General features: G+C 43.1%; 16 protein-coding genes and 3 tRNA genes. 15 read left to right on the top strand and 4 right to left on the bottom strand.

Annotated features, from left to right (window positions below; translation table 11 throughout):
• Positions 1-18: 18 nt before the first annotated feature.
• The 5 genes from IPM65_00375 (at position 19) to IPM65_00355 (ending at position 1853) form a co-directional block, all read left to right on the top strand.
• Positions 19-90 (top strand) — tRNA-Cys (locus tag IPM65_00375).
• 39 nt (positions 91-129) lie between these two features.
• On the top strand, positions 130-471 hold the full coding sequence (locus tag IPM65_00370) for a four helix bundle protein (protein QQS44052.1): 342 nt from the start codon (positions 130-132) through the stop codon (positions 469-471).
• 25 nt (positions 472-496) lie between these two features.
• Positions 497-581, top strand: a tRNA-Ser gene (locus IPM65_00365).
• 197 nt (positions 582-778) lie between these two features.
• Positions 779-1471: a hypothetical protein gene (locus tag IPM65_00360; GenBank protein QQS44051.1), complete on the top strand. Its 693-nt coding sequence runs from the start codon at positions 779-781 to the stop codon at positions 1469-1471.
• Positions 1455-1853 carry a hypothetical protein gene (locus IPM65_00355; protein ID QQS44050.1) on the top strand — a complete coding sequence of 133 codons (399 nt, stop codon included), beginning with the start codon at positions 1455-1457 and terminating at the stop codon, positions 1851-1853. The genes IPM65_00360 and IPM65_00355 overlap by 17 nt, the downstream gene beginning before the upstream one ends.
• Position 1854: 1 nt before the next feature.
• Here IPM65_00355 and IPM65_00350 read toward each other — a convergent pair whose 3' ends face one another.
• Positions 1855-2373 carry a hypothetical protein gene (locus IPM65_00350; protein ID QQS44049.1) on the bottom strand — a complete coding sequence of 173 codons (519 nt, stop codon included), beginning with the start codon at positions 2371-2373 and terminating at the stop codon, positions 1855-1857.
• A 275-nt stretch (positions 2374-2648) separates the two neighbouring features.
• Between IPM65_00350 and IPM65_00345 the strand changes: the two genes are divergently transcribed.
• The 5 genes from IPM65_00345 to IPM65_00325 all read left to right on the top strand — a co-directional run bounded on the left by IPM65_00345 (position 2649) and on the right by IPM65_00325 (position 10014).
• The gene (locus IPM65_00345) at positions 2649-3365 is read left to right on the top strand and encodes an FkbM family methyltransferase (protein QQS44048.1); all 717 of its coding nucleotides are present in this window, start codon (positions 2649-2651) and stop codon (positions 3363-3365) included.
• Positions 3366-3688: 323 nt separating this feature from the next.
• Positions 3689-3775: transfer RNA gene (locus tag IPM65_00340), tRNA-Ser, on the top strand.
• Between the two features lie 164 nt (positions 3776-3939).
• A complete protein-coding gene (locus tag IPM65_00335; protein ID QQS44047.1) occupies positions 3940-5001 on the top strand; it encodes a DUF5060 domain-containing protein in 1062 nt (353 codons plus the stop codon).
• Positions 4974-8687, top strand: a complete 3714-nt coding sequence (locus tag IPM65_00330) for a PQQ-binding-like beta-propeller repeat protein (protein QQS44046.1) — start codon at positions 4974-4976, stop codon at positions 8685-8687. Before IPM65_00335 ends, IPM65_00330 begins: the two co-directional genes overlap by 28 nt.
• Before the next feature lies 1 nt (position 8688).
• Entirely contained in the window at positions 8689-10014 is a 1326-nt protein-coding gene (locus IPM65_00325; GenBank protein QQS44045.1) for a hypothetical protein, read from the top strand.
• Positions 10015-10138: 124 nt separating this feature from the next.
• Here IPM65_00325 and IPM65_00320 read toward each other — a convergent pair whose 3' ends face one another.
• A complete protein-coding gene (locus IPM65_00320; protein ID QQS44044.1) occupies positions 10139-10396 on the bottom strand; it encodes a hypothetical protein in 258 nt (85 codons plus the stop codon).
• A 118-nt stretch (positions 10397-10514) separates the two neighbouring features.
• Here IPM65_00320 and IPM65_00315 point away from each other — a divergent pair, with 118 nt between their 5' ends.
• Entirely contained in the window at positions 10515-11039 is a 525-nt protein-coding gene (locus IPM65_00315; GenBank protein QQS44043.1) for a hypothetical protein, read from the top strand.
• Here IPM65_00315 and IPM65_00310 read toward each other — a convergent pair.
• Positions 11028-11585: a LysM peptidoglycan-binding domain-containing protein gene (locus IPM65_00310; GenBank protein ID QQS44042.1), complete on the bottom strand. Its 558-nt coding sequence runs from the start codon at positions 11583-11585 to the stop codon at positions 11028-11030. The two genes, IPM65_00315 and IPM65_00310, sit on opposite strands and share 12 nt — an antisense overlap.
• Positions 11586-11698: 113 nt before the next feature.
• Between IPM65_00310 and IPM65_00305 the strand changes: the two genes are divergently transcribed.
• The 4 genes from IPM65_00305 (at position 11699) to IPM65_00290 (ending at position 13635) form a co-directional block, all read left to right on the top strand.
• Positions 11699-12139, top strand: a complete 441-nt coding sequence (locus tag IPM65_00305) for a DNA starvation/stationary phase protection protein (protein QQS44041.1) — start codon at positions 11699-11701, stop codon at positions 12137-12139.
• A 159-nt stretch (positions 12140-12298) separates the two neighbouring features.
• Positions 12299-12586, top strand: a complete 288-nt coding sequence (locus IPM65_00300) for an RNA-binding protein (GenBank protein ID QQS44040.1) — start codon at positions 12299-12301, stop codon at positions 12584-12586.
• Positions 12587-12670: 84 nt separating this feature from the next.
• The gene (locus tag IPM65_00295) at positions 12671-13231 is read left to right on the top strand and encodes a serine hydrolase family protein (protein ID QQS44039.1); all 561 of its coding nucleotides are present in this window, start codon (positions 12671-12673) and stop codon (positions 13229-13231) included.
• Between the two features lie 2 nt (positions 13232-13233).
• The gene (locus IPM65_00290) at positions 13234-13635 is read left to right on the top strand and encodes a hypothetical protein (protein QQS44038.1); all 402 of its coding nucleotides are present in this window, start codon (positions 13234-13236) and stop codon (positions 13633-13635) included.
• Between the two features lie 59 nt (positions 13636-13694).
• Here the strand turns inward: IPM65_00290 and IPM65_00285 are convergent, their stop codons facing one another.
• Positions 13695-14738 carry an AAA family ATPase gene (locus IPM65_00285; GenBank protein ID QQS44037.1) on the bottom strand — a complete coding sequence of 348 codons (1044 nt, stop codon included), beginning with the start codon at positions 14736-14738 and terminating at the stop codon, positions 13695-13697.
• Between the last annotated feature and the right edge of the window lie 58 nt (positions 14739-14796).

Below are 14796 nucleotides of genomic sequence, written 5' to 3'. Positions count from 1 at the left end.
ACAATATAAGTCACCATCGGCGCGGTGGTGAAGTGGAAACACTGGAGTCTGCAAAACTCCCACGCAGGGGTTCGATTCCCCTCCGCGCCTCATGTTTTAGCTATTAGCTTTTAGCAATTAGCTATAGAGATGTACAAATTTGAAAAACTGATCGTGTGGCAAAAATCTCTTGAATTGGTAAGGAATGTATACCTGTTTTCCGAGAGTATTAATGATCATAGTTTAAAAGATCAGATAAGAAGATCCGTCACTTCCGTTCCCTTAAATATTGCTGAAGGCTCCGGGTCTCAGAATGATAAAGAGTTTAAGAGATATTTGTATATTGCAAGAAAATCATTGTTCGAAACTTTAGGTTGTTTAAAGATAGCAGGCTTTCTATTTAAAAAGGAGAATAGTAAAATTGAAGATCAAATAAACGAAGTTGGTAAATTATTGAACGGTTTAATTAACAAAGTAAAATCTAATAGCTAACGTCTAATCGCTAACAGCTAGTACAGGAGAGGTCGCATAGTGGCCTAGTGCGTCGGTCTTGAAAACCGATGTCCCGCAAGGGACCGCGAGTTCGAATCTCGCCCTCTCCGCATTTCGGCAAGTTCAGTGCTGAAAGCACTGGGGTTGGCGAAGAATGGCGAGATGAGAAGTTTATCCAGAGGAGCGAAAGCGACGTGGGAAATCTCGCCCTCTCCGCATTTCCTACATCACATCTTCATATTGAATTCAGTTGTCACAAGGCGTATATTAAAGTTAGTTTCTTTACTTAATAATTCCATATCCGCCTATGTCTCAGGTAACTGTTGAACAAAAATCACCAAAACGAAAGTATCTCTGGCTTATATTATTACTTCTTCTCTTTCTTATTGGAATTGTTGTGATTTTTATATTCCCAAAATCGAAATCTGAAACTACGTCAGATAAAAAATCAGAAAAACAGCAAACAGTAATGCACGGCACGTATCAATTTAAAAGCGGGATTGGTGCAGAGAGTACGGGAGAGTTCTGGTTCGACGGTGATAAATACAGAATCACCTGGTATAACGAAGACGGAACTCCCAGGCTTCATATGATCAGTCCTGACGGAAAGCAAATGTATCATGCACAGGTTGATAATGAGTCCTCGAAAATCTCATATATGCCGCCTGCTATGCATCACGCAATATTTCTCACGCCGAAAGAATATCTCTCAAAGGAAGTCTCCAAAGAAGAAGGGTATGACGTCACAATGTATGATCTGGATAAGCTTTGGGATATTGAGAACGCGGAACAGCAGTTTTATTTGAAGGATGTAAAACACTATGTGCAAGACGGAAAGCTTGCAAAAATAGTAGCACGTACTTCCAGTCGTAAACCTGATGATGAAGCAGATTTGGTCACAAGCACCTATACCATTACTTCATTGGATACCGAGCCAACGGATCAGAGTTTATTTACATTACCGTATCCGGTAAGTACAGAAAATGAACAAGACAATTAAGATTATTCTGCTATGGGTGATTCTTGCCGTTCTTGCCATCCTGAACGGTACGGTCCGTGAGTTCGGATATAAGCCGTTGGTAGGTGATTATCTAGCACATGTTATCAGCACTGTCTCATATGTCCTTGTGATGTTCGGTGTGATGTATTTCTTCTTCAGAAAAATATTGGTCGTTGATGACGCTCGAGCGTTATTGAAGATAGGTTTGCAACTGCTTCTTGCGACAATCATATTCGAGTTTGTTTTCGGGCATTATGTGATCGGTCATCCGTGGGAAAAACTTTTCGCAGATTACAATATCCTTCAGGGAAGAGTGTGGGGGCTGGTTCTGATTGCCATTCTGTTCGGGCCGCGAATAGTCGGGCGAAACCCAGTTTCGTAACTTATTCAGCTGCAAGAAAGGGGAGTGCGAATAGTATCGGCACAACCATTCGTAGTAATCCGAGGAATAGGGAAGCTTTTATATTTTTTTGCGGTGAAGTAAAATAGATAAAATATCCTGCAACGGTATACAGTATGCCTGCTAATATACTGTCGGTAATTGTTGTGTAAACTCCAAAAATTTTATCATCCAGTCCTTCGACCAAATATATTCCGACAGAATGAAGAAAAAACTGCGTTATCGATGGTACAAAAGGTAAAACTACTATTTCGATTAGTACCGTGAGAAGAAAAATCGCTGCAGTCTTTTTCAAAGATAGCTTTTGTCTGGTGAAGTACCCGATTATGAGTGATACCGCAAGAACCGAAAAGGTCAAAAAACCCGTTACTATGGAGATAAATGCGAAAATATCGATACCTCTCAGGTCGTCACGTCTGGGGAACAGAGGTAATACTATGAACGGAATGATAATCAGTAGAAGAGAGATAATTAGAGTAATATATTTTTTCTGACCCATCATATGTTAATAATAGCATTCAGTGCGTTTTTAATCTTCGTCTGTTTTTCACATAAATATCTATATACTGAAACATACGATACTTATCGTAAGGGTGTGTTTTAGCTTTCGGGCAAAATTCTACGATACTCGTATCTAACGTAATGAAGCACATCCTTATAGCTATATATCGCTCTCTAATCCCACTTCTACGGGGTACCGGCATCGGGGGTTTGTATCCTGTTAATCTACTTCTTAATCATTTAAAATCCGATGTTGCTCTTATCCACGGGCACAAGATGTTTCTTGACAAAAACGACACTCTCGGTCTTTCCCTGAACGGCAGTTATGAGGAATTTGAAACGGAAATTGTACAAAAAGAAATTAAAAGAGGTGATGTTGTCTTGGATATCGGAGCAAATATCGGATACTATACCCTCATTTTTGCACGACTTGTAGGAGAGAAAGGTATGGTATTTGCATTTGAACCCGACCCGACAAATTTTGCATTACTTAAGAAAAATGTTGAGATGAACGGATACAAGAATGTAGTGCTTGTTTCCAAAGCCGTTTCTGATAAATCCGGGACTGTTCGGTTGTATTTATGTGAAGAAAATAAAGGTGATCACCGTATATACAATTCAGGAGATGAGAGAGATATTCTTGATGTTGAATGCATCAGGCTGGATGATTACTTCGATAAAAATCAGCACCTTGACTTCATTAAAATGGATATACAGGGAGCCGAAGGGTTAGCATTACAGGGTATGCAGGAGCTTTTGAAGAGAAATGATTCTGTGAAAATTATCACTGAATTTTGGCCGATCGGACTCAAAAGATCGGGGATTTCGACGAAAACTGTTTTAACTTTTCTCCGGGATCTGGGCTTTTCGTTGTATGAACTTGATGAAAATACCAAGCAATTAGATCCGGTCAACATAACAGCACTCCTGAAAAATTACACAGCGCAAGATGAAAGGTATACAAGCCTCTTTTGTGTCAAAGGAAGTTCTTAATCCAATAAACCTGCTCAAATTCTCAGCTGAATTACAAACATAAAACAATTTTTGTATTTACGGTGCTTTCCTCAAGATCACAGGTCCAATAAACAATAATGTGCATGACCTTCTCGATTTGTGAGATTACAGTGTTTGTTACGTAGATTTCGTAAAAGAAGTCGGACGGAAACGAAACATGATTTAAGCAGATTTATTAGCTTAAGTATATGTAATTATATCATATATTTTCAAAAAGTATACAAATCGTTCATGATCCAGTGAAAATAGTCGATTTAGACAAGTCTATGAAGTTATTCTTCTTGTATAATGGAATGCATCAAGGAGAGGTCGCATAGTGGCCGAGTGCAGCGGTTTACTAAACCGCCGTGGTGTCAAAACCACCGAGGGTTCGAATCCCTCCCTCTCCGCACTTCACCAATCCCAGTGCTTGCAGCACTAAGCTTGTCAAAGATGGGTAGGATTCGAAGTTTATGCTGGGAGCAACCTTCACGATTTTTCGAGCAGTAAATCCCTCCCTCTCCGCCAATTATCCTCTTGTAATTCATTTTTCAATATGAGATCATGTGTAGTGATGCTAAATAAGAATCTTATCTATGCACTGATTTTGGCTTTTACTTTGACTTTCACTATGAAAGTAGAAGCCGCTGCACCTTCTATCAACTCCGCTTCGCAACCTCAGGGAACACTTCAAAAATTCAGCAAACTTGAATGGGATCTTTCTGTGAATAAAGAATACCCTAATCCGTTTTATTATTATGACGCCTCTGATACTCCTCAATCAAATCCATCGAACATGACCTGGTACGGGGTAGACGGAGTATCGGTCGACATGGTCATCGCAGAGCCGGGGAGTAGTAATTCATTCAAAGTTCCGGGGTTTTATTATCAGGAGTATAAAAGAGTATTGGTTGACGGACAGGAAGTCTTAGGCAAAGTCGGGTCTCCGACCTGGAAAGTAAGGTACACACCTTCAAAAACCGGAACGTATATATACTACTTCACCGTGCAGGACAAGGAAGGGACAGCACGTTATCCTCAGACAGGAACATTGAGTTTTGCAGTCGGTGATTCAAACTCTGATGGATTTGTACGAACCAGCACGAAGGACTCTCGTTTCATGGCCTATGATTCCGGGAGACCGTATGTTCCGATTGGGGCAGGAAGTCAGTGGTATCCGGATCGTGAGAAGAAAAGTTTTTCCTATGATGATTTATTTAAGACGTACGGAGATAACGGCGTAAATTTTCTTCGTATCTGGGACGAGTTTGATTTTGCCTTAGGTGTTGAGGGGGCCCAGACTGTCTGGAAAACCCAAAATGATCCGAATCTCGCAGCTCGCGGAGTTGAGATAAAAACAACAAATGTTCGAAATGGGCTGCGTTCTGCACGGCCTGCAAATGGGGATCCGTGGTATCAACGGGTAGCCATTTCAGAACCAAACACCACACACAGATTGACTGCGTGGGTGAAGTATTCAGGTCTGTCAGGCACCGGGGCCCGTATATACGTAAAAACGGGAGCATTATTTACATCAGGACAAATCCTAGCTCAGTCACAGGTTTTTTCAGGCACACAAAGTAACTGCAACAGATTACGTTTGACTTTGTGCCGAAAACCGAAGCTGTTTCATTAGTTCTGGAAAACAATTCTTCGGCGGGTGCGATATATATTGATGACGTCTCGATGGGACCCTTGAGCGGAGGATCAATAACGTACAACATTTTGACTGACGGCGGTATTGAGAGACATTTTGCTAAAGACAATCCCGGAAATGATCCGAATGCTGACAGAAATCTCCCACGTGAATTCGGAAATTACTTTAATCAGCAAACATCATATGAGTTGGACAAAATTATTGAAAGCGCACAGGCAAACGGCATAAAAATCCAACTCTGTTCCTGTTCGGGACCGTGGTTTACCTGGCCTCAGGACCCTGATATATATAGTTGGAGCGAACCGTGGGTTTTAAAAAGCTGGCAACGCAATTTCAGATATAGAGTCGCACGATGGGGATATTCGCCGGCAGTATTGGCATGGGAGAAGCACAATGAGCACGGTCATATACCGCCGGGAGACAGCACATATACTTTTTATCAGAATTACGGTCAGTTCCAAAAATCGACAGATATCTATCATCATTTGAGAACTACCTCTCAGAATTCACAAGCTTATAGCCCTGCACTTTGGTCATCGGGTGCTATGGACCTTGCCAATTATCATGATTATCTGGACTTTAGGAGTTCGCCGTATACGACAATGTCCAACGATGAAGTAAATCTGATTCAAAGATTTGCCTGGTGTTTGACGGACACAAGAGGGCCGTCAAGCCCCTACTGTAACGGACTCGGATTGGGTGACGGTTCCGCTTGGTCGGGTGCAGCAAAACCATGGGTATGGGGTGAAATCGGAGTTCAGCAGAACGGACAGAATATTCAAGGTGGCGAAGCCGGTGCAAGGTTTCTACATAACCTTGTTTGGACGGGACTTTTCAGTCCGATGGGGACCACTCCGCTTGATTGGTTTCAAGATGCAGAAGACACTACTTCCCGTAATGCCAAATATGCGGCAAGAAAGGCTGCTTCGACGTACTTTTCAACTGTCGACTATGACGGCGGCAACATGATATTTTATACTACTACAAATGACCTTCCGCCGGGATATTCCTCAGGCGCAGATCGGATTCTCAGCACAAATACTACAGTAAGAGCTTATGCGATGAGGCGACAAGATGGCAGAGCTCTCTATGCTTGGATTCAGAACAGGAACAATATTTGGTCGAAAGCTTCTTCGGCACCACAGGCAGTATCCGCGACACTTACTTTTAGCGGACTTGTTGACGGTACGTACCGGCTTTCATACTTTGATACCAGATCGGGAAGTGTGACTTCAACAAAATCGGTAACTGTACAAAGCGGGACAGCAGCTGTTGATGTCACCGGTCTTTCAACGGATCTTGCTATTAAAATTGAGAGCTCATCCGGGGTTCCGACTGTCGCACCTCAGCCGACTGATACACCTGCAGTCACTCCGACTCCGATCATGAGAAACGGAGATGTAAACGAAGACGGATCAGTCACCGTCGAAGATGTGCTTGCCTTATTTAGTAACTGGTTCAAACCGGCAACAGGTTCGCTCGATCAGTATATTGATGCAATCGTCAATACGTTCGATTATGCTGTTGTTTCAAAAAATTTGAGTGTTGTCCCGACTGTCGCACCGCCGACCAACACTCCGGTGCCGATATCCACAAATACACCGGCTCCGCAACCATCAGCGACACCGACATCGACGCAACCACAGCCGACATTACCGCCTTCAGCCGGTTCAAATGAGTGGACGCAGTTTGCATTAAATGCGCAAAGAACTGCATATACTTCAGTTGAAGTTCCGACACCTTGGAAATGGAAGTGGTCATGGAATGGTGCCAATGCAAGCGGGGGTGTGGTCAGTGGAAAAATGAGCTTACCACGCAACGTGCAGCCGGTAACAGGAGGAGGACGCGTCTACGTGGCAGCAGGTTCAAATGGTGTCTATGCATTGAAAAGCTCTGACGGGTCGGTCGTCTGGAATCAGCGGACGGGAGCGACGATAAACTCAACAGTTGCGTATGATGCGCAAACTTCCTCAGTATTTGCTGTTGGAACAAACGGAGTCCTTTACAAACTCAACGCTGCAAACGGTCAAGTTACATCATCGTATAACCCGAATGCATCAAGCATATTTCCTCTTCCTCCATTAATTCTTGACAATATTGTAATTTATTCAATGGGGAACGGTATACACGCGGTGAATAAGGCTACTATGGAAAGACAATGGTACTATGATGCGGGTGTAGCCATAGATACCCCACCAACATATGCTGCAAACAGGAAAATGATTATTGCGGGTGCTCGTGATCTCTATTTTCACGGAGTCAATGCCGCGACAGGAGCGCGTGTTTGGAGAGTGCGTCCAACCATCCGTACAGAGTTTCCGTCAAGCGGGACATACGGACGAACCGCAATGTCCAACAATCAAGCAGAGGTTGCATATGGCTGGCCCGTTGTCTCGGAGGCAAATGATATTGTCCTGGTTACCTATCGATTGGATTGGAACACGATTTGGACATGGAGTCCGTGGCCGACAACGAATGCCGCAATGAGACAAAACTTATTGAGCAATCCCGGACAGCAAGCTGTATTTGCACTCAGTCTTTCAACAGGTCAAGAAGCTTTCAAAGTTAATATGACCGGGGGAGGATTTGGTGACGGTGACTATTTGCCGATGGGACCGATGCCAATTGTAAAGACAGAAGCCAATGGGAATGAGGTAGCCTATGCGATGATAAGAGGTGATAATCGTACGGGATTTGACGGAAGAGATGATTCTAAGTTCGGCGAGCTGGTTCTTAACGGTTCCACAGTCTCAGGTTATGAGGCAGGCGATGTGCGGTTTATAGCTTACAACAATTTTGGTTGGCCGGACGGTACAGGCCTTTCGAATATGCCGACGGATGAAGCTCCGTATCTCAGTATGGCCGGAAATTATCTCTTTGGAGCTCACTGGATGGCAGGGAAAGGTTTGATTATTGAGAATAGAGACTCATCAAAAGGAACATTTGGTTCACCGATCACCTCACGATCACTACCACATATCGTCAACTCTACGAATGCAAGTGCTACTGCAAACTGTACATTCAGTTCATCACATTATTGTACCGCGGACACGCTCTATCAAGAGGGTGATAGACGCTCATTTGATGGACCCGGATTCTATATATACCACGGATCTTACTCACCCGCAGTTTATGACCAGTACTGGGTTGATTATGCATCCTGGGTTATTAGTGACAGGATAATACTTTTTAGAAGTACTGACGGAGCAGTTGTGGCTCTTGAGAGCGGCAATCCATTAGCAAAAGACACAGAAGGGGCTGCAAACATTGCCGGAGTGCAGTCAGACGCAAAAGAGAACATCGAAGTTTCAGGTCCGGCAATCATCCCGATAGATTCGACGCTCTCATTTGTCGGTCAGAATAAAACTGTTGAAGGGACCATCGTAGATGTGTTTGATAATAAAAAAGCAGTATATATCACGTTTGCCAGACCGCACTCAGGTACATTCCTGGCAAGAATACGGGATGAAGCATACGATAAACTGAAAGGTGAAGCCATGAAAAAGTATCACGGGAATATGAAAGTACGTATCACCGGAACGATTGATATGTACAAAGGAGACCCGGTTATCTATATCACTGACTTGAATCAGATTCAGGAAGTGAAATCAACCGGCAGCACATCGTTATTTGATCGGGTATTAGGAATCTTTACGAAAAGATAATATGGATAATGTAGCCAAAATCAGAAAAACAGTAGCAATCGTTGTAGCACTTGCCGTTATTGCAGGTGGGGCAACATATGTTTTCATTCAGGCAAATGCTTCAAATGCCAAAGGAGTGTTGGCTTTTACCGTTAATCAAAATGCGGAGTATCGGGTAGGACAAACAGATCCTATTAGTGTTCCGATACGAATAGCTACGGATAATGCAGATATTTACGGAGCGGATATTTCACTCACATTTTCTCCGTCAATACTTCGATTAATTGATATTGTTCCTTTTGACGGTTCGACGACATTACAAACATTCTTACCTCAAAAGACAGATCGTAGTTTTGATAAAGATACGGTTCTGACGACGGCCAGACAATCGGGCCTGGTATCATTTTCAGTCGTAGCAACAGACGGGGGAGTTCCCAGCACGTATAACGGCAATACAATCATAGCAACATTGCTGTTTGAACCTATCACTGAAGGGCAAACCACTCTTTCGTGGAATGCCGTTGCCGGTCAGACTGATGACAGCAACATTGTTGAAACCGGAGAAATTCCTTCAGATATTTTGAGTACATCAGAAAATGCCGGTATTACGATACTTCCGGCCTCGGCAAATGTACCAACCAGTACACCGACTACGGCGCCGACATGGACACCTGTGCCTCCGACCGCCACTCTCACCCCGACTAAAACACCGACAGCAATACCGACAAGAGCACCTACGGCAACACCCACTCGTGTACCGCTCACAACTACACCGATACCGACTCAGACACCTGTTCCATCACCTACTGCGCCGCAGGGAGAACAGACCGTGACCTATCAAATTACCGATAAGAATGACGACGTCTACGAGGATATTCTTCTCTATCGGGGCGGACGTTCGGTCTGGCTCGGTCGGGGACTGGCATCACAAAGCTACTCAGCGTTTAGATTCAAGGATGTTTCTCTACCGAAAAGTGCCCAGATCATGAGCGCATATCTTGAGATGAACTCGTCCGGAAATTCGTGGATCTCAGTTGATGTGACCTTCGCATTTGAAAATACTGCAGATAGTGCAGCTTTCAGCAATAGCTCAATGCCCTCAAGTAGAACGTTAACAACTAATTCGGCAAGAATGAGTGAAAATGTTCAATGGAAGAGAAATCAAAGCTACCGTTCACCGGATATCTCAAGTTCGTTGCAGGAACTAGTCAATAGGTCAGACTGGGGAAATTCGAACACAATATCTTTGATCGGAGTTGGTAACGGAAGCAGATGGTCCAGAAAGAAAATAACAAGTTTTGAAGGAAGTGCTGCACGTGCCGTGCGTCTTGTCATTACCTATCGTTAATCAATAAATGAACGATCGGGATGACGGTTTTCGGGACTAACCCATAAACCTAAGCTTTGAGGCGAAGAGATACTCCCTTTACGCCGTCACTCCTTTGGTCTTATACGGCGACCAACCGTTTGCCCTAGCTGCCAAACTGCAGCTCATCCATCGCAGCGCCTGCTGATGCAATCGCCCGGATCCGCTCCTCGTAGGACAGAGCCTGAACTGCTTCGTTGCTCTGGACACCCATACAGGCATTGAAAAAATCAACGCCGTTGACTGTCTCCCCATCCGTTGGGATACCGAGCAACTGAGCAAGCTCCCCGTATGTGAGAAGGGATCCTTCCCAGAGAGCTGCTGCCTGCAAATCATTCAACTGCTGTGCGCTTGACTGTGCCATGATTTTTCTCCTTTGGATATATGGCATGTCCTGGCAATTCCAGGGCAGTATATTATATCAAAATAGTATTTAATATATCTGAAATAAATCATTTTCTGTTTTTTGTTACACTTGAATTATGAAAATAACGGGAGCGGCGGTAGGACATATCATACTGTTTGGTATCATTGTGTTTTTTTCCTTTCAGCTTCTGACGCAGGACCCTCCCTGGATACTTCTTGATGCTATGAATCTGGTTATTCATGAAGCAGGACATATCGTCTTTATGATATTCGGGAAATTTATTGAAATACTGGGCGGTTCTCTCCTACAGATTATTGTGCCGATATCATTTGTAGTTTATTTTCTCTTGAAAGAAGAATATCCGGGTGTTTTTTTCAGCATATTCTGGCTTGGTGACAGTGTGATAAATGTTGCGACCTATATGGCCGATGCCCGGGTTCGTCAGCTTCCGCTCATTGCAGACGGTCTTATTCACGACTGGAATTGGCTTTTTACAGAGATGAACATGCTTTCTAAAGCGGAAATAATCGGTTCGATATTTTTTTACTGCGGCGCTTTTTTCCTGATTATCAGTATTGCAGGCATAATAATAACTATCGGCGTTGAGTCCGGTTTGATAAAAAGGAGACTAAAACCCTAATCTCTTAAAAAATTCACCGAGCACATCTTCTTTTTCTTCCGCTTTTCTTCCTCCGGGAACCATCAGTAGCTGACCCGGAACGGGGATCGTTTTTTCATTGTCGGCAAAGACATTGTAGGGGAAATCCTTAATCGTTTGGGGGTCTGCGTTGTACTTAAATGCAATTTCCTCCGTGGTTTCACCGCTTTCTACCTCATGTATTACACCTGATACGGGAGGGATACTCAGGATCATATTTACCGCTATCCCGGTTTCAGGTATTGTATTTGCCCATTTTATTGTATCTACCGTTATTTCAAACGTTTCGGCAATACTTTCCAAAGTGTCATCCTGCTGTACCCGATACATCACAAGTTGATCACGAATCTGAGGCTCCTGAATATCGGTTCTTAAACCGCGTCCGATGATTTTAAGATCAGTTGTAGCCTTCCAAAGTGCCGTACCGAAAAGCAATATCGTGGTAAGCAAAAGAATGGGGAACAACGTTAAAAAGGAGACATGAAAAGGATGCTTCAGATGTCTGGCATTCGTTTTCTTCTTGTTCATACTACTATGATACAGAAAATACTTATATGATGCGAGGTTCATTTCTTTCTCACGGATTCCTTACAATTGTTTTATACTATTAGATAGATAGTTAATGAATTTATCGAAATAGTATGGCTACTACCGAACTCGCTCAACCGCTTAAAAACCTTCTTGCAGACTCCTATATCCTGATGCTGAAGACCCAAAATTATCACTGGAATGTGACGGGAATTCATTTTCATGCACTTCATGAGATGTTTCAAACTCAGTACGAAGATCTGTTTACGGCAGTTGATGAAATTGCCGAGAGACTTCGGGCTATTGGAGTCAAATCTCCGGGTACTTTTGACGAATTCCGGTCATTATCCGAGATTGACTCGGAAGATGTCAAAAAGGAAAGTAAAGAAATGCTCGTTTCACTGAAAAATGATCATATGAAACTTACGAAAACAGCCAAAAAACTTATTGAAGTTGCCCAGGAAGCAAAAGATGATCCCACCATGGATCTTGCTATCGGGAGACTCCAGACGCATGAAAAGCATATCTGGATGCTCAGCAGTTCACTTGAATGAAAAAATACATATTATGAATATTATTAAGAGATTTGTGGTATACTATATACCGTTAGATCTTCAGTTTAGAAAAGTTACAACTGCGATCAAAATCAAATACTTTTATTCAATAGAATACTTCTTTGCAAGTAGAATAGACGAAAGGTGGTGATATAGCACATGGATCAAAACAACAAAATTTTCGTAGGAAATCTTCCTTGGTCAATAAAAAACGATCAGCTTCGTGACCTTTTTGCACAATTCGGCGAAATCGTCGAAGCAATCGTTATCGAGGAAAGACGCACCGGTCGCTCAAAGGGCTTTGGTTTTGTAACATTTACAACACCGGAAGCAGCTGATGCAGCCGCACAGGAAATGCATGGTAAGGAAGTCGAAGGTAGAAATATCGTCGTCAACAAAGCACGACCTCGTGAGGAAAGACCACAGCGTGACTTCAACAACGAATAATAACAAAACTAAACCCTTCCGGATCCCGATATACATCGGGAAAAGGAGGGTTTTTTTATGGGGTAAATCTTTGTATAATGGGCTATGCACGTCATCATCCTACACGGAATAGAGTCACATGCAGGCGATCACTGGGAACGCTGGCTCGCACACGAGCTTGAAGAGAGGAAACATACGGTACATATGCCTGAACTTCCCAATCCTGCTCATCCGGACCGGTTTGAGTGGCTCGGCAATGTCAAAGATTTTCTTGAAGGAGTGCCTTCAGGCAATCTGCTTATGATTGGCCATTCACTCGGTGTAGTCACTGCGCTGGACTTTATTGAACAGTCAGATAATAAAGTGCATGGCCTGATTTCCGTATCGGGTTTTGCCGAAGATTACGGCTCAGAACTGAACGGGTATTTTATGAGGCAGAAAGAACTGGATTTTACTGCCGTTAATAATCAACTTGCAAAAGCGTTTGTTTTGTACGGTGATGATGATCCGTATGTTCCCCAGGAAACGTTGGGGAAGCTGGCAACATTTCTTGATGTTACACCAGAAATCATCGTAAAAGGAGGACATCTGAATACACAAGCAGGATATACAGAATTTCCGCTACTTTTAGATCTGGTAAAAAAATTTGAAAAGAAAAAATCATGAACATGTCAAAAAAGACCAAAATAATAATCGGAGTGCTTATTTTGCTTGTGATCATTTCATCAATAGCCTACAACATGTACAGTTCCGACCGGCCAAAAGCAAAACCGGATGTATCTGCAGGACGTTCAATTCAAGTTACTGATTCGCTCGTCACACTTGACACCGGTGTTTGTAAGCCCGATCTTCGGAAGGTTGATACCTTGAGAAGCGGCTCAACAATTATTGAAGTCGGTGGGAAAGAATTTGATGTCTGTATGGTGAATTACGGACCGGCGCTTCATGACCGGAATCTCAATCAAAAATTACTGACACGGTGTCTTGTACCGATAGAGCGGGAAAAAGTAGAACTTCCGATTTCAAATAGAGGAATATCCTTTGCGGAGCTTGAAGAATTTTGCAAATAATATCTTTGGATCCCGGGTCAGTATCCTGGATAAAATCGTTTTAAGGTGGTCAGACGATTTTACTTGAACTCCCGTATATTATTTGCGTTGATGTAGAAATTGTTTCCTTCACCTGAAACAAGTTTGTAGGCTACTTTGCGGACTATTGTTTCAATTAATCTTTCCAAACTTCGGATTCCGGGTTCAAATCCAAGCGGTCTGACAATATCGGGCCAAAGCGCATCGTCAATCGTCAGCTGATTTGGTTCTACTCCGGCCGCTTTCATATACTTTGGTAAGATATACGTTTTGCCGATTTCAATTTTTTCATCGTCGGTGTATGAAGGCATCTGGATCAGTTCAAGACGGTCGAGTACAGGAGGGGCAATATTGTTTGTGTTATTGGCAGTTGCGACAAACAGGACATTTGACAGGTCAAAAGGAAAATCCAAAAAGTAATCGACAAAATGCTGATTCTGATTCGGGTCAAGAAGTTCAAGCAGAACTCCCATCACTTCAGCCCGGGCATCCGGTGTGATACGGTCCAGCTCATCCAAAAGTATGACGGGATTTCTCACCTGTACTTCCCGGAGAGACTCAATAATTTTCCCGGGTTCCGATTCGGGAGATATTTTGGATTGTCCTCTCAGATCCCGAGCCGATGCAAGTCCGCCGAAAGGAATACGGACAAGTCGTCTGCCGAGTGCTTCGGCGATAGAGATGGCGAATGTAGTTTTTCCGGTACCGGCCAAACCCACAAAAAAAAGTGGTCGTGTATGAATAGTACTTGCGTTCAGCTTTTCCTTCTGAAGTTTATAAATGGAGAGATACTCAAGGATCCTGAGTTTCACCCGATCCAGGCCGTAATGGTTTTTATCAAGACTGGCTTTTGCCTTTGCGATATCAACAACATCTTTTGTTTCGGCATACCAGGGCAATGCAGTAATCCAATCAATGTATTTTTCGATAATATCAAGATGGGCGAGATTTCCTCCGAATTTCAGTGAAAGATTGATGCGTTCTATCTGTTCAAGTGCCTTCTGCTGCAAATTAGCAGGAAGCTGTACAGATTGCAATTTTGTTTTTAGCTTTGTTATTTCCGATAAAGCCGCTTGGTTATCCATAAAATTAGCAGACAACTAATCCACTTGACAAATTCTTACTACTTCGTTATAAATATAT

The sequence above is a fragment of the Candidatus Roizmanbacteria bacterium genome (genome assembly GCA_016700135.1).
GTDB lineage: Bacteria > Patescibacteriota > Microgenomatia > UBA1406 > GWC2-37-13 > UBA1450.
Note: the sequence above shows the minus strand (reverse complement) of the source record. Positions and strands in the feature narration are given on the sequence as shown.